The 15,287-nt window shown below is 43.3% G+C and carries 14 protein-coding genes; 8 read left to right on the top strand and 6 right to left on the bottom strand.

From position 1 onward, the window contains the following. Positions 1-1,006: 1,006 nt before the first annotated feature. Positions 1,007-1,525 (top strand): FKBP-type peptidyl-prolyl cis-trans isomerase, encoded by a 519-nt coding sequence (locus FKX85_RS10135; protein ID WP_141614619.1) that lies wholly within the window; start codon positions 1,007-1,009, stop codon positions 1,523-1,525. 288 nt (positions 1,526-1,813) lie between these two features. Here FKX85_RS10135 and FKX85_RS10130 read toward each other — a convergent pair whose 3' ends face one another. The 5 genes from FKX85_RS10130 to FKX85_RS10110 form a co-directional block, all read right to left on the bottom strand. Further along, the gene (locus tag FKX85_RS10130; protein ID WP_141614618.1) at positions 1,814-2,779 is read right to left on the bottom strand and encodes an ABC transporter ATP-binding protein; all 966 of its coding nucleotides are present in this window, start codon (positions 2,777-2,779) and stop codon (positions 1,814-1,816) included. Beyond that, positions 2,776-3,126, bottom strand: coding sequence for an MmcQ/YjbR family DNA-binding protein (locus tag FKX85_RS10125; protein ID WP_141614617.1), 351 nt, complete (start codon positions 3,124-3,126; stop codon positions 2,776-2,778). Before FKX85_RS10125 ends, FKX85_RS10130 begins: the two co-directional genes overlap by 4 nt. Before the next feature lie 524 nt (positions 3,127-3,650). Continuing rightward, entirely contained in the window at positions 3,651-3,842 is a 192-nt protein-coding gene (locus tag FKX85_RS10120; protein ID WP_141614616.1) for a DUF6728 family protein, read from the bottom strand. Between the two features lie 74 nt (positions 3,843-3,916). Continuing rightward, positions 3,917-5,902, bottom strand: coding sequence for a (E)-4-hydroxy-3-methylbut-2-enyl-diphosphate synthase (ispG, locus tag FKX85_RS10115; RefSeq protein ID WP_141614615.1), 1,986 nt, complete (start codon positions 5,900-5,902; stop codon positions 3,917-3,919). 12 nt (positions 5,903-5,914) lie between these two features. Next, positions 5,915-6,619, bottom strand: a complete 705-nt coding sequence (locus FKX85_RS10110; protein ID WP_141614614.1) for an SDR family oxidoreductase — start codon at positions 6,617-6,619, stop codon at positions 5,915-5,917. 343 nt (positions 6,620-6,962) lie between these two features. On the opposite strand from FKX85_RS10110, the gene FKX85_RS10105 reads away from it, so the two are divergent. The 5 genes from FKX85_RS10105 (at position 6,963) to FKX85_RS10085 (ending at position 11,262) form a co-directional block, all read left to right on the top strand. Then, complete coding sequence (locus FKX85_RS10105) at positions 6,963-7,184, top strand: hypothetical protein (protein WP_141614613.1); 222 nt, start codon at positions 6,963-6,965, stop codon at positions 7,182-7,184. 366 nt (positions 7,185-7,550) lie between these two features. Further along, the gene (locus FKX85_RS10100) at positions 7,551-7,868 is read left to right on the top strand and encodes a hypothetical protein (protein WP_141614612.1); all 318 of its coding nucleotides are present in this window, start codon (positions 7,551-7,553) and stop codon (positions 7,866-7,868) included. 291 nt (positions 7,869-8,159) lie between these two features. After that, positions 8,160-9,032 carry a tetratricopeptide repeat protein gene (locus FKX85_RS10095; RefSeq protein WP_141614611.1) on the top strand — a complete coding sequence of 291 codons (873 nt, stop codon included), beginning with the start codon at positions 8,160-8,162 and terminating at the stop codon, positions 9,030-9,032. A 559-nt stretch (positions 9,033-9,591) separates the two neighbouring features. Beyond that, positions 9,592-9,990: a GlcG/HbpS family heme-binding protein gene (locus tag FKX85_RS10090; protein WP_141614610.1), complete on the top strand. Its 399-nt coding sequence runs from the start codon at positions 9,592-9,594 to the stop codon at positions 9,988-9,990. Positions 9,991-10,959: 969 nt separating this feature from the next. Next, positions 10,960-11,262, top strand: a complete 303-nt coding sequence (locus FKX85_RS10085) for a hypothetical protein (protein ID WP_141614609.1) — start codon at positions 10,960-10,962, stop codon at positions 11,260-11,262. Between the two features lie 234 nt (positions 11,263-11,496). On the opposite strand, the gene FKX85_RS10080 is transcribed toward FKX85_RS10085, so the two are convergent. Next, on the bottom strand, positions 11,497-12,627 hold the full coding sequence (locus FKX85_RS10080; protein WP_141614608.1) for a glycoside hydrolase family 10 protein: 1,131 nt from the start codon (positions 12,625-12,627) through the stop codon (positions 11,497-11,499). A gap of 328 nt (positions 12,628-12,955) precedes the next feature. Between FKX85_RS10080 and FKX85_RS10075 the strand changes: the two genes are divergently transcribed. Next, positions 12,956-13,852, top strand: a complete 897-nt coding sequence (locus FKX85_RS10075) for a hypothetical protein (RefSeq protein WP_141614607.1) — start codon at positions 12,956-12,958, stop codon at positions 13,850-13,852. Between the two features lie 91 nt (positions 13,853-13,943). Further along, positions 13,944-15,263, top strand: a complete 1,320-nt coding sequence (locus FKX85_RS10070; protein WP_141614606.1) for an alpha/beta hydrolase family protein — start codon at positions 13,944-13,946, stop codon at positions 15,261-15,263. The last annotated feature ends 24 nt before the right edge of the window (positions 15,264-15,287 follow it).

The following is a 15,287-nucleotide window of genomic DNA, read 5'->3' as shown; positions in this document are numbered from 1 at the left end:
CAGAAAGTCCGATGACCGATGTCCGTTCTGGACAACTAAAACTGAACGACAAGTATATGCAAAAACGATGGCTATTACTATCGGTTCTAAATCTTCACTGATAAATACAGGCCAATTAAAAAGGGTTGTCTTCTGAGGACAACCCTTTGTATAGTCACCCACTATGATCCACGGAGTTGTCCCACTTGGGCGGATAGATCAGGGAAACAGGCTTGTACCCGCCTAGAGCGAGGCAGGCCGACGGCACAAAGGGACCAGTAGTAACCTGATTTTACCAAGCTTTAATGCCTAGCGGCATTCGCCAGGACTCCTGCCTCACTATTTTTGCGGACAGAAGAGGCAGCAGTGATGCTCCGCTAGGAGCATCAGCTTGGTAATAGAAGGTGAACACAGTATCCTAGCACTGCCGTATACTGACCATGAGCAAAGAATGTATGATTATGGGTCAAGTGGAAAAGTTGAGGAGGTGGTTTTAATAGAACGCAGATAGTGCCGATTAATAAGATTTACACTGATTTTTTTTATTAGGAAGGGCTGGACAGGTTAGGCGGAAGCCCTTAAAGGTTTGTCTGCATCCAAGTAGCCATGTTTAATACCAGATAGAGCGTGATAGCCATGGGCAACGGCCATGGGAACAATAGCCGAATCAACAGCATTCTATTTTAGCAGCAATTACATTAAACCTCTTTTTGGATAATGGAGTACTCCTCCCTGCGCTAGACGAAAGAAAAATGTACTTTCCTAAACCATCTTGAAATTCACAGCCCCCCAGAAATATTGCTTGATCCATGATTATCGACTGCATCAGGAGCACGAGTCCCAAATTTATCCGTCCACGAGTTCCTTCTATCCCGATAGCCCGGTACCGCTCAACTTACCCACTATAAATCACACACAACCTTTTAATTCTACCACTGAAGCCGTAAAAAACGCAAAGGTTTTACCCCAACTCCTTTTGGGGCGCAGGATTAAGCGACTATCTTTGTGAAAAAGCAAAAATAAAAATATGGAAATATCCAACAATACCGTGGTAGGTCTTACCTATGAACTAAAAGTGAGCAATGTGGATGAAGAATCAGCTCCCTTCAGTGTAGAAGTGAGAGATGAGGAAGATCCTTTTTATTTTATATTTGGCGGCAGTGATTTACCCGAGAAATTCGAGGCATATTTGGCCAATAAAAAACAAGGGGATGATTTCAGCTTCACCTTAGAAGTAGACGAAGCTTACGGACAGGCTGACGATGAACTGATTGTGGATATCCCGAAAGATCAACTTACTGAAGAAAGAGGATTCAAGCCTGAAATGTTGCAAGAAGGCAATTTCCTCCCGCTTGTAGATGAAGAAGGATATCCCATGCAAGCTAAAGTACTGAAAGATCTTGGCGACCAATTGCTCTTAGACTTTAACCATCCCCTAGTAAACTTCAGGCTTCATTTTGACGGTGAAGTAAAAGAAGTTCGTGAGGCCACGGAAGAAGAACTGAACCACGGCCATGTGCACGGCTTAAATGGCCATCAGCATTGAGAAAATTATAGAGCAAAGTGGAAGTATCAAGATAGATCAAAGACAGTTCCTCTCCGCCGCGGCGAAGAGGTTAGGTGGGGTAGATTGGAGCAGACAGTGACAAAACTGTCATCTCGCCGCGGCGAAGGAATCTCTTTCATACAACAACACATTGATGATTGAAAAGAGCCTTTCCCAATCTATCGGGACAGAATCTGTCATCAGGAAGCCTGCCCCGTATGACTATCGGATCGGGGACATACGTTAACTAAACAGCATTGATTTCAGGTTAAAGGAGTTTGCAATTCTCTACTCCTGCTCAAACTGGATGAGTTGTTCTTTTTCATAGGCCAAAAAAACCTCATTCCCCACTTCAAAAGTCCTGCTCGGATCATCGACCCTCCAAAACGCACTGGAATCGGCCAGCTTCACCGTTAGAAGATTATAATGAAGTAGAAATTGCTGTTTGACCACGTTGGCTTTCAGTCCATTTTCGGTGGTAAATCTCACCTCTGACGGACGTACATAGGATCCTTTCTTTCCAGGAATCGGATTCAGATATCCAAACAGTCTTGCCACATATTCATTGGCGGGCTTTCGAAAGACCTCCCTGACATTCCCTTGCTGCACCAGTTTCCCTTTTTGGATAATCAAGAGCTCCTCACTCATCAGGAGGGCGTCATCCACATCATGGGTCACAAAAATCACGGTCACCTCAAGGGAATCAAAAATCCCTTTCAATTCTTCGATCAGCTCACGTTTTTGGATAACATCCACGCTACTGAAAGGTTCATCCAACAACAGCACTTCAGGCTCTATGCTCAACGCTCGACCAATGGCCACCTTCTGCTGCTGACCACCGGAAAGCTGCCTCGGCTTTTTATCCCTAAATGTCTCAAGGGACAATAGCTTCAAAATCTCCTCGGTACGTTCCTTTTGGTAATCCTTATCATATAAAAGTAAAGGACGGGCAATATTTTCCTCGACAGTTGAGTTGGGGTAAAGCTTGTATTCTTGGTGGATCAACTGAATTTCATCATAACCGGGCACGAGTTTTTGGGCTGGATTTAGGATTTTTTGATCTCCCAAGTGGACAACACCTGCACTCTGCACTTCCAGTCCTGCAATGATCCGTAGTAGGGAGCTTTTGCCTGAACCACTTTCTCCCACCATAGACACCACCCCGCCGCGCTTCACCTGAAGACTAAAGTCCTCCAATGCTACGCTGGCTGCATCATAGCGCTTACTCACCTCGCTCACCTTGAGATAGCTCATCCTTTAATTTCGTTTTGGAGTCTCTTGGGCAAACTTTGGAACACCAAGTCGTAGGAATGATCCACCAATTCCAGGATCAATGGATCAGGAACGGAGCCATTAAAAGACACGGTATTCCAGTGCTTTTTATTCATGTGATAGCCTGGAATAATTCCTGTAAACTGCTCCCGCAACTCCACTGCCCGTTCAGGATTACATTTCAGGTTGACACTTTTAAACTGCTCAATATCGATCAGGGCAAACAATTTACCGCCCACTTTAAAAACAAGCGTATCCGGCCCAAAAGGTGTATCCTCGGTCACCCCGGCTTTCTTCAAGCAATAATCTCTGAAAAACACAATGTCCATGGTTATAGTATTGAGATGTGAGTCTTAAGTATTAAGTAGGGAGTAATTGGTCAGTAAGCGTGGAATTGTTCTAATGAGTTCATCCTAGCTGGAGCGGTAGAGTTAAGAGTGAGGAATTAGAAACGAAAACATCCCCGAAATCCAATGGTTCGGCAACCATAAAACCTCCTAACCTTATATCATTTCAACCTTTAAACCCGAAATATATAGCCTATCTGTTGCGACCTGAAATTACTTCAAAATCAGCCGCTACGCTTTAGTTTTCGGTTTTACCTGGCGGCCAGACAGGGTACACCGTAGCGGTGCTACGCTTACTCCTCCAAACTAGCTGATTTTATTGTACTTTCAGCTCTTCCGGATATCCGCCAGCCTGTCCCGAAGGATTTCGGGACAGGCTACTACGATTCCTAATGTATAATCCGGGTTAAACGTTGCAGCACTGAATCCCTTGAACCTTCCGATTCTTTTAACATGCGTTCCCTGGATCGGACACCTATTACCATTTGGTCTTTGACCCTCTTGTCTTACATCAATCTTCTAACAATCCAAATGATCAATGCCGCCAAAAACACCAAGATCGAAATCTTGTTGATCCCGTGCATCATCCGAAGGTTAAAATTGGATTTTTGGCTAGGATCAGGCTTTTTGAACACCCTGAAGAAGTAATTCCCTACCTCTCCCAACTGAAAGAACTCCTTAAATTTATTATTGGCCATGTCTATTTATTTTTTATGTATGGAGTCAACTACTTGATACTAGATACCCTGTTCTTGATACCTGATACTAACAATCACTCCACCGCTTCTGGTTCTATCCACTGGCCATCTTCCCGAATGATATTGATCAGCTCGTCGACGGCATGTTCTGAGGGAACGGATCTTTTGACTACTTCCTTCCCTTTATACAGGGTGATTTTACCTTTGCCAGAACCTACATAACCATAATCCGCATCGGCCATCTCACCTGGCCCATTGACGATACATCCCATGATGCCTATCTTTACACCCTTCAGATGATCGGTTCTTTTACGGATCATTGCAGTAGTTTCCTGAAGGTCAAATAAGGTTCGTCCACAGGAAGGACAGGAAATGTACTCCGTCTTGGACATCCTGGTTCTTGCCGCCTGCAGCACCCCAAAACTCACGGAATTGTGGAGCTTGATCGTATCCATTAATGCGGCGCGATCCGGGGACGTCTTTTCCTCCAGTCCAAGCATTACTCCATCTCCCAGACCATCAATCAGCAAGCCCCCTATATCGGTGGCGGCATAGAGCATGGTTTGATCGGCATCTTGTTCCTTATAGCCCGCTTCAGTCACCACTGGCAGTTGAACACCTGCATTGATCAAAGTAATGTATGCCCGTCTCAAAGCCGGCATATTGTGCTTATTGTCACTGTGGAGTATAATTACAAGGTCTTCTCTTCCTTTCAATAAAGGGATGGCCTGCTCCACTTCCGTATCTTTGAGTTTCAAAAAGTTCAACGTTTTGTGCAGCTCATTGGCCACTTCCAATTCCGCTAAAGTAAATGCAGGAAACTTATTATGGTGATCCTCCAAGGCTGTCCATTTTGCTCCGTCGATGATCTCCTTGAGGCCATTGGGCAACATAAATGAAATCGGATTGCTACCGGAATAGACAAAATCACAGCCTACATCATTCATCTTCCACTTGTCCAGTTCCGGTAAATAGAAATGGCCTACATTTTTCAGCTCTTTTTCTGTAATATTCTCCACACGGGAAATATCAGTAATTACACGGGGCACATTGACTCCCCCAAAGTTAAAAACTTCCATGCTGTCCCGCTTTTCATACTCAAAAGGATTCAGCGGGTATGCTTCAATGGCGGTGATGGCATCATGCCCCGGACGCTGGGTATATCGGTCAATCAGTGCCCTGGCCACCGGTGCTTCAAACTCCGGATCCTCTGTCAAGGAAACACGTACGGTATCGCCCAATCCATCTTCCAAGAGTGTCCCTATCCCCACTGCTGATTTCACACGACCATCTTCACCATCACCTGCTTCTGTCACGCCAAGATGGAGTGGATAAGGCTGAAAACCTCCCTCATCCAACTTCTGTACCAATAAGCGATACGCCTGCACCATCACTTGGGTATTGGAAGATTTCATGGAAATGACAATATCATGGTAATTCTCTTCTTCACAAATCCTCAAAAACTCCAAGGCTGACTCCACCATTCCCAGCGGCGTATCTCCATACCGGCTCATGATCCGATCAGAAAGTGAGCCATGGTTGGTGCCGATCCGCATGGCCGTACCGTACTCCTTACAGATTTCTACCAACGGCAAAAACCGCTCACGGATCCGTTCCAGTTCTGCCTGATAGCTTTCATCGGTATATTCGATTTCCTCAAACTTCTTTTTATCAGCATAATTACCAGGGTTGATCCGGACCTTCTCTACAATCCTTGCAGCAATCTCCGCTGCATTTGGAGTAAAGTGGATATCTGCCACCAAGGGAACATGATAGCCCTTATTGGCCAATCCCTCTTTGATGTTGCGAAGATTTTCTGCTTCCTTGATGCTGGGGGCCGTGATGCGAATGAGTTCACAGCCACTATTAATCATACGGATACACTCTTCGATAGAGCCTTCGGTATCCATCGTATCCTTCGTAGTCATGGACTGGACCACGATAGGGTTATCCCCTCCTATCACCACATCCCCGATCTTTACAGGAATGGTCTTCCTGCGGGAATATGCCGTAAGGCTGTCGCAATATTTGGTACTGGCAATGGTTTCTTTGATTTCCATCTTCAATTATGTTTACAAGTCTCCCAATTGAGGCCTGATGACTATCTCTTCAACTACCGATTGGGGCGAAAGGTTATATGCAGCCCATACTGACTCGGCCACATCCACGGCTTTCATAAAACGCTCTTCAGGAATATCCACCCCTTCCCAGCTGGCCGTAAAGGTTGCCCCCGGCATGACCGAGGTCACCTTGATCTGATGCGGCATCAGCTCTTGGCGCAGGCATTGGGTCATTCCCCGCATGGCCCACTTGGAGATGGCGTAGCTGCCGCCATTGGCATATGCTGTCAAACCGGCGATGGATCCCATCGAAAAGATGTGCCCAGACTTACGGGCAATCATCTCCCGGGCAAACTCCCGCACCAGGTAATAGGCACTGTACAGGTTGGTCTGCATCATCAGCTCCAAGTTCCCATCCGGCTCATCATGGATAGCACCCGGTAGAAAAACCCCGGTATTATTGACCAGCACATCGGGGATAAACGCTTCTTTCACGGCTTCGGCCAATGCTTTCACTTCCTCTTTTTTGGACAAATCAGCGGACTTAAAACCAAACTGGACTGCGGGAAAATCGCTCTCTATCTCCACTTTCAACTGCTCAAGGTCTTCTTGACTCCTCGCACAGGTAAAAATAGCAAATCCCTCCGTCGCAAATCGGCGGATGATCGCCTTGCCGATCCCCTTTGTTCCTCCTGTTACTAATATACTTTTTGGCATATTGGTAGTTTAACTTTAACTGTCCACAAAATACTGGAATTCACACCAATCCCAACGATCAAATCCCTTATAGCACTAATTAACAAGCAATTAATCAGTGTTAATTAATTAGCATGACAACTAATTTTTCATTCACAAAGTTACATTTTTTTACAGGAATCGCTATTAACCTCAGGCCGATTTAAAAATTGTAGTGCCCATGTTTCTCATAGGATTAGCTTAATCCCCAAAAAGTCCCTTGAAAGATTACTCATGTTTCCCTTCATCACGCTGTTACTACTGATTATTGAAATTTATAAACAACCTATATAGTTGTAAAAACAAAATACAACTTATTTGTTGTATGAAAAATAATGAAATAGTACTTATCGGCGATGTAATCAAATCCCGTAAAAAATTCAACCCGAAAGAATGGAACTATTTTCATGATGCAATTGACCAGATAAATGAAAAATTCGAGCTATATTTTAAAATCCCACTGACAATATACTCAGAAGATAGCTTTGGAGGGATATGTAAGGATCCAGTATCGGCGGCTAAGATTATCCTTGCCATCCAAGAATAGTATTAATAGAAGATGAAGTTTCTTTTGGTATGAACGAGAAGGACTTCTTATCCCTTGTAGGCCCAGCACTCTGGAAAGGCCAAGAACAAATGGAAAGGCTTAAAAAAAGCAACATGTTTTTCTCTGCTAACCTTAATAATCAAATAGATACAATAACCATCAGTACCATTCTTAACCTGATATTGACCGTTAGAGATGATTGGAAAGAATTAGAATGGGAAATCTACTATAACACGGAATCAAATCTTACACAAAAGGAGTTGGCGAAAAATGTAAGAGTATCCCAATAATACATTTCCAAGATCACAAAAACCTCAAAAATGGAATTGATCCATGAAGCTGAAAGCAATCTAAACACATTACTAGATGGAATTCATCATAAACTACATTAACACCAACCCAAACCTAATCAGGGCAGCGATTATTATCGCTGGTTATTTTCTCACATTTTCCATCACTAACTGCCTTATAAAAAAAATAGTGCTTAAGGATAAAAAGACTTCTGAGGCCAATGACGATGAAAAAATCGACAAAAATGATGAAAAAATCATCCGCGATGGATACATCAATGGAAAATGCGAGAATATTATCATTTTAAGCTTTGTGTTGGCAGTAGAGATCACAGGGTTAGCCTTGATATTTGCAGACAAAAAGACATCAACGACAATGCAGTTTTTTTTCTAGCGGGGACAATGGTGAATTTCACCACTTCATTAATACTGGCCTTTGGCATGAAATTCCTGTTGACATTTACCTCCTAATGAAATAATCAGTGAATCCCCTGAAATCAGGGGAATCGCTTTTAGCCAATGGTGTTATTTAATTCAAGCAATATGGTATCAGACCGAGCGGACCTATCTTCACTGATAGTTTAAAAGCGATTGCCCTCCCCTTGAGATATTTCATGTTTAAAAGTGAATATATTTTTTTATCTTTAAAGCACCTATGCTTTTTCAACTATCAAATTTACATTTTATGAAATCCCTTATCTTCCTATCCCTGGCCTTGCTGTCCATGACCGGCATTACCTTAGGCCAAGACAATGCTGAACTCCAGAAAATGGCTGATGCCGATCAGCAGGCACGTTTTTCCCAAAACATTGACTGGCAAACGCTACATGAACAAGACAGTATAAGACGCAAACGCGTACTGGCACTCATGGAACAAGGTCAAGTCAAAACAGCCAAAGACCATTTCAATGCCGGCATTATCTTCCAGCATGGTCTCGACACCATCGACTCTAACCTGGCTGTCCGGTGTTTTGGAAAAGCTATCTTGATGGATTCTACCCTGAACAAGTGGTGGTATGCCGCTGCTGTGGACAGGGACTTAATGCGAAAAGATAAATCACAGGTCTATGGCACCCAGTTTATCCAAGATCCCTCCACAGGGAAATTCAAACGCTACAAAATCGACTCCGCCAAAATCTCAGATCAGGAACGACAATATTACGGTGTGGAAACCTTGGCCCAGCAAAGGGAAAAAGAACGACTGATGAACCTGAAATCCATTAGCACCTTCTATGCGGAGACAAACTCTATCGACAAGACCATTGCCCTTATCAACTCCGAATTCATTAAGAAAGAAAAGGCTGAATACAATGTCAGTGAAATAATGATCAATGGTTTTGGCTATGGATTGATGAATGCCGGAAAGAATCAAGAGGCCCTGAATATCCTAAAACTCAATACTGAACTGTATCCTGAGGCCGCCAACACCTATGACAGCTTCGGGGAAATCCTGCTAAAGCTGGGCAAAACCGAAGAGGGAGTTAAAAATTACAAAAAGTCCCTGGAGCTTAATCCCGATAACGAAAACGCCAAAAGGATAGTAGAACAAAACCAGTAAAAGCACTGTTAATCAGGATACCCGTCCTTCGACTTGCACTTAAAATCCCTCGCTGCTTGCTATTTGGGAGTTGTCCGCCGTGGCGGATCCCTATGGGAAAATCCCGAACCGGAACATAGGGGATTTATAATCCCTGTTTGAATAACACAGATAAAGATAAACAGTTTCAGTACCTTGCATACGTTAGCCTGACGGTTATGGTCTACCGGGTAAGCAGATGGGGGTGCTCTTGTCAGAATAACCTGCTCGCATGTACATCAGGGACATACAGTTTCAGCTTACCCCACTCCGAAGAGACGCCATTGGCAAAGGTATCCACCGTAGCAGATGACTTCCACGAAAATCCGGACTAGAAGTGTTCCCAGTCACCGCTTTGCTAAAGACATTGACCAATAGAAGCTTAATGAACGGGATATTTGTAATGCCTTTTCAAATTGCCCATAACCAGTTTCTATGGTTACGGAACATTTTTTTCACAAACAACACCAAGCCCTATAATTATCAACATCAATTTACTATCTTAAAAAAATAGAAATGACCAATTTTTAAAAGAACAATCATGAACATTACACTAGCACAAGCTGAAAAAATCATTCAATCTGCTAAGGAAAAATCCATCTCCCTAAACACCAAAATGAACATCGCCATAGTGGATGCAGGAGCTAATCCGGTAGCCTTTGCGCGGATGGACGGGGCCTGGCTAGGTTCTCTTGACATCGCAATCAAAAAGGCCAAGACCGCCCGATTATTTGATACGGACACTGGCATGATCGGAGAATTATCCCAACCCGGAGGGCCGCTTTACAACATTGAGCATTCCAACCATGGATTAATCACTTTTCCAGGTGGAATTCCCCTCAAAAATTCGGAAGGAGACATCATTGGAGCTATCGGTATCAGCGGCAGTACGGTAGAAAATGACCACGCCGTTGCCCAAGCTGGAGCCGGAGCCATCTAAATGGTTCACCTTCCAAAAAGCGGTAGTCTTATTCTATATCAAAAGGATAGTAGAACAAAACCAGTAAAAGCACTATTAATCAGGATGCCCGTCCTTCGGCTAGCACTGAAAAACCCTCGTTGCTTGCTGTTTGGGATTTGTCCACCGTGGCGGATCCCTACGGAAAAATCCTGAACAGCGAAGCTTTTCCAATAACAACACGCCCTAAAACTAGTACTTAACACCTATTACTGGTAAGCAAAATCTGTTAATTAACAGACACTTGTAGGTTTAATTATTTTTCCCGATTATCGCATCTGAATTAATTTAATCGAAAAAAATCTACTACTTCTATTTTCAGTTTAAAGACGACCGCGATCTCGTTTATCGCTCTCGCCACTACGAGCGTTTCGTGTTCTCATGAAGAGACAATGTATCCAAAAAACAATAGTACAAAGCACTCTTAAGATCTTGTTGATTTTAGAGGACTGGGTGTTAAGCATAGCACGGATATTCCGACTGAAGTTCTGGAATATGATCAAGCTGACTTTGAGGCATTATTAATGAGCGGTATCAACCAAAAAGAATGATATCAGCAAAGAAGTTCAGCTTGCCAAAGGTTTCACAAAAGCCTACGAACTATGTAACGAAAATGATGGTGCTGAAGACTATGATATAGAGAGGGATAAACACAATAATTGGTATGACAGGGTTCACTTCTCGAACACGGCCTATTACCAAAAAGTGAGGGGTTGGCCGTTTAAGCGGAACGCGAAATCTGATGACGCCTACAAAAATGATATGAAACCGCTGCAGACAACGTATTAAAAGCCGCAAAATCCATTTCTGGAGTTGATGCGGTAAGAGGGTATAATTTAATTCACTTTATTGACCAATAAAACTGAAAAATCATCAATGAGAGCCATAATAATTCTATCTATAATCCTTTGCTGTTCTTGTCATTCTAGTCGTGAAGACTGGAAACCAACATTGACATTTCATTCAAAAAGTAACATTGGAGAAGCACAACTTTGGATCATTTCTACCAACTTCAATTCCACTACAGATTCAACCATTTTCTATTTACCAGAAAATGGTTCAGTTAGCAGTTTGGAGTGGAAACCAGAATTTAGTGGCACTGAAGGGTTTATTGTCTGTGGAGTAGCAGGCCGTGAAGACCTCAGGGATACTATAGGACATTACGACATCATCTATCCCAATGGAGTCCTAATAAATAAAGACTACTGGATAACAGTTACAGCCGATAGTCTGAACCTCGAAAGATTCGAGTAAAATAACATCAAAAAAGGTGGAGGCGTAAACAGTCTCCACCTTTTTTTATAACCACCTATTCTTCTTTAATCATTTACCATGGGCATTAGCGGAAAAGACAATCCACTCGTATCTTTTCTGCGGCTAGTGTTATAGGTTTATACTGTCTCATTTCCATGGGTTGGACCCCATGGTTACCAAGATTTAAGCCCTCTGGGGTTCGGTCATCAGGCTTCCCACATCCGACATCTATCTTCAATAGATCGCTTTTTCCAATTCCACCCAATGCTCATCTGTCATCCTTCCTGGCGTAAATAGGCAAATCCCTGTAGCGCCATTTTCCATGGATTGACGGATCGCGGCTCCAAGCTCACTTGGCAGCAGCCCATGGCCTTCCGGATCTTCGATTTCGGCTTTCTTCTCAGGATTGGGACAAATAAACAAGCCACTGTAAATAGGGCGCTCACCGTTTACGCTGGTCACTTCTTCTTTTACCATTTCACCGATCCATTCCGTACCTTCCAGGTAAAAATCATTATAGTTCATGGGAAACACGGCATCCAGGTTCCACTTGTCCCACTCCTGTCGCACCAGTTTCATGGCTGTAGAAGGGCCAGGGAAGACGGCAGCATTGATTTCTTTGCCATGTTCGTGAACTTTCTCTGAGAGTCTGTTGACGATACTCGTGATCAAATCATAACGGAACTGTTTCCATTCCTGCACTTGCGTGGGATCTTCTACAGATTTGATATCGATCCCTGTTTTTTCTTTGAAATCCCCAGTACACTGGTCACAATAGCAATAATCAAACTGGGGATACTCCTTATCCATTGTTAACCCGTATTTGTCCCACAGCCCTCTTGCCAGAATCACATCAGGAAACCGGATATAATCCAAGTGGATAGCATCTACTTCCTCCACCTCGGCCACTTTAGCGTACATGTTTTCGAGAAATTGATAAGTCCCCGCTTTACTTGGACACAAGAAGGTATAATGCGGCACATATGCAGGCTTTTCAAGGGCCGATTCTCCATTGCGATTGACGGCATACCACTCTGGCTTCAACTCATCGGTTTTGTGCTGTACCATGGTAGGGATCCAAGCATGAAAGCCCAATCCCAGCTCCTTGGCGATCTTGCCTACTTTCCTATAATCTTCGGGATTATGGCCGCCATTGTACATTAATGCATCAATACCATGATCCTTGAACTTGGCAAAAGCCTCACGAATTTCCGATTCGGATCGATCATTATAGCCTCCTAGCCATGCATGCACCGGTATCTTGGTCTTTTCTACTTCTTGTGTTTCGGTCTCTTGCTGTTGCTTATTGTTTGAACAACTCACCAACATGCTGACAGCAAACAATAGGGTAATTATCTTCTTCATAGTGTTTCAGGTAAAGGGTTATTAACTATCAAAAGCTTAAAGCTGCCCTACTTTGTTAAATTATACGGTTAGTTTTATAGCCCCCTTTTACTTCGTAATGACAAAAGGAGGAATCTCTGCAGTTAACCCTAATCTAAAAAAACAGGACTATGCCAATTCACTTTGTTGAATTGGCATAGGTTAAAATTAAAAATTTTTATCATCAATAACCATCTTTGTTTATTTTTTCAACTATTGAAACATTCTTTTCGCGATGTCAATATCCTCTCTTGTATTGGAAGAATAGTGATATCCACTATATTTGAGGGATATACCAAGTTTTTTTTTCATGACTACCAACCACAAGATCGACAAAAAACTTCTGGATAAGTTATATGCTTCATTGGATCAGAAATCTGCAGAAGATTGTTTAGTGCGTTTCCGAAAAAGAGCTCATAAATTGGACGAGATCTTAAAACAGGAACAGATACCTGACCATCTGAGCAATCTGGATCGTACTGATGCCCTATTAAGGATCTCAATACCCGCAGCTATAGAAGCCCCTTTAAATATCGGGATCCATGATGCCTTTTATGAAAATAATCCAAAACTGTTAAACGATGCGCTTTATACCTATAACAGGCTCTCTTTTTATCACCACCGATTACTATCATCAGGCACAGACCATTGTATATATTTCAATCAGGTGATGGAAAGTTATGCAGGAAATGACCTTGACCTGGTGCTTAAAATGTTTCCGAAAGATGTGGGATTGACCAAAAAAGGCCATAAGTTTTCCGTCACCTGTGCCAATCTCCTGATTTCTCTTATCCATCAGGATCCCAAATGGCTTGATGAAAGTACTGGAAAGGCCGAAAAATACCTTACCCAGAAGATGGGCAAATTTGACCGTTCACTCATTCGTTATTTACTGGCTCTCATTCAAAAAGACACGCAAACAATATCAAATGAACTGGCAGAAATTTGTACTGGCTACAAAAGGGCCACTTGGATTCATGAATTTCACAATCCTTTCCTGAAGATACTCGGACTAGTCCCACACGGACTTTACAACCTTGCCTTTCATACCCTACCGCAGAAAACCTTCAATGAGATCCAACAGCCCAATCATCCGGTATTCTGGAAATCGCTGGCGGCGTACCAACGAGAAATTGATTTCCGGCCAGGTGAAAAATTCATCTATTTCGATGGTGAACTGGATGGTTTAAACCGGATTTATCAATAAATTGCCCATCAGCAAACATCATTCATCTGTGCCCAATAAACCTTTATTGCGATGCTTCTTTCAAACTGGCTTAATGCTCGTTTGCCTTTTCATGACGCAGCTCTTTACTCCTGCTTGCAGCCAGACAGGTGAATGGATAAGCAAAACGCTAAATGCTCCCATTCACTACACCGTCCGGCATCCTGCATCTCCCCTGAAAGATTATGACGGCAATTTCCTCACCATTGTATATCTTGTAAACCCAGGTTTTGAGAAAATCGGCGGCAATACCACCAAAGAGGATGTAAAATGGTTATTGGAGCAAGGCTATCGAGTGATAACACTGGACTATAATGGCCACAGCAAGGCCACATCTCCCTTTATCAATAAAGACATCATCGCCATTAACGATGCCATGGCTGCAGGTGTTTTTTGTGGTCTGAAAGACTGTTCCATTCTTCAATCTTATGTGCTCTTTGACAGCTACCGGATTGACAGAAATGTTGCTTATTTCAAAGATGACCCGACTGTCTATAATTTCCCGGACCAATACACGGAAGGTGACAGCTTACGCATGGACATCATCTATCCTGCGAATCCCAAAATCCCAGTACCCACCATTCTTTCTTTTTCGTACAGCAACAGCTTCGCTACTTACGATGAAGAAAAAGGAGTTCTCACTGCTGTCAACCGAAATAAGCGCACTTTTCTGCCCTACACCTTTGCGGGTTTTGACGACAGTATCTTGGAGGGAGCACCTGCCGTGGGAATGGCCTGGGCCATCGCAGATCATCCGAAGTATTGCCCTTGGGGAAAAGGCAAACCTTCCCATGGCAAAAATGACACATACAAATCCTACCAAACCAATCCCGATGCCGTCCAAAAGGTAAAGTCTGCCATTCGCACGTTAAGGGCAAGAGGAACTGCTTTAGGCCTTTCAGAAAAAATCGGCATCTATGGTTTTTCACGTGGATCCACGGCAGGTTCACTGGCTATAGGTGACCGGAGCATCCCTGTATTCGAAAATGCAGGATTACATCGGGAAGTTTCTGATAAGGTTCAAGCAGCGGTGCTAGGCCCAGGTGTTTTTGATTATACCTTAATTTACAATCACGCAGACGATGGCGACGACAACCTCGAAACACGTTGCCCCTGGGCATGGGGAAGCTTGGTGGAAAACCAAGAAAAATGGGGGGCAATGGGAGCTTCCTATCTGGTGGAATCTCAGGCAACTGCCCCGACTTACTTCTTCTATAACACCAGCGATGAAGCTTACTATACGGATCAAATCGCCTCATTCAAGAAAAAACTGAACAGTATTGGAGTTCCTAACCACACCCTGACAAACTATGGGGATGGGCACGCTGTGCCCCAAAAAGCCCAAGACTTGAGACTTTTATACCGCTTCTTTGGAAAATATCTTAAAAGATAAAAACAAGATGTCATCCTGGGATAA

It is taken from the genome of Echinicola soli (genome assembly GCF_006575665.1).
GTDB classification, from domain to species: domain Bacteria; phylum Bacteroidota; class Bacteroidia; order Cytophagales; family Cyclobacteriaceae; genus Echinicola; species Echinicola soli.
The sequence above is the reverse complement of the archived record's forward strand: the minus strand, read 5'-3'. Positions and strand labels throughout refer to the sequence as shown.

Bases quoted from the DNA above. Each gene is read 5' to 3' on its own strand.
- FKX85_RS10120 (WP_141614616.1), bottom strand. From the start codon at position 3,842: ATGGCCAATAATAAATTTAAGGAGTTCTTTCAGTTGGGAGAGGTAGGG.
- FKX85_RS10095 (WP_141614611.1), top strand. From the start codon at position 8,160: ATGAAATCCCTTATCTTCCTATCCCTGGCCTTGCTGTCCATGACCGGC.
- FKX85_RS10135 (WP_141614619.1), top strand. From the start codon at position 1,007: ATGGAAATATCCAACAATACCGTGGTAGGTCTTACCTATGAACTAAAA.
- FKX85_RS10070 (WP_141614606.1), top strand. From the start codon at position 13,944: ATGACGCAGCTCTTTACTCCTGCTTGCAGCCAGACAGGTGAATGGATA.
- FKX85_RS10125 (WP_141614617.1), bottom strand. From the start codon at position 3,126: ATGGACATTGTGTTTTTCAGAGATTATTGCTTGAAGAAAGCCGGGGTG.
- ispG (WP_141614615.1), bottom strand. From the start codon at position 5,902: ATGGAAATCAAAGAAACCATTGCCAGTACCAAATATTGCGACAGCCTT.
- FKX85_RS10090 (WP_141614610.1), top strand. From the start codon at position 9,592: ATGAACATTACACTAGCACAAGCTGAAAAAATCATTCAATCTGCTAAG.
- FKX85_RS10110 (WP_141614614.1), bottom strand. From the start codon at position 6,619: ATGCCAAAAAGTATATTAGTAACAGGAGGAACAAAGGGGATCGGCAAG.
- FKX85_RS10075 (WP_141614607.1), top strand. From the start codon at position 12,956: ATGACTACCAACCACAAGATCGACAAAAAACTTCTGGATAAGTTATAT.
- FKX85_RS10100 (WP_141614612.1), top strand. From the start codon at position 7,551: ATGGAATTCATCATAAACTACATTAACACCAACCCAAACCTAATCAGG.
- FKX85_RS10130 (WP_141614618.1), bottom strand. From the start codon at position 2,779: ATGAGCTATCTCAAGGTGAGCGAGGTGAGTAAGCGCTATGATGCAGCC.
- FKX85_RS10105 (WP_141614613.1), top strand. From the start codon at position 6,963: ATGAAAAATAATGAAATAGTACTTATCGGCGATGTAATCAAATCCCGT.
- FKX85_RS10080 (WP_141614608.1), bottom strand. From the start codon at position 12,627: ATGAAGAAGATAATTACCCTATTGTTTGCTGTCAGCATGTTGGTGAGT.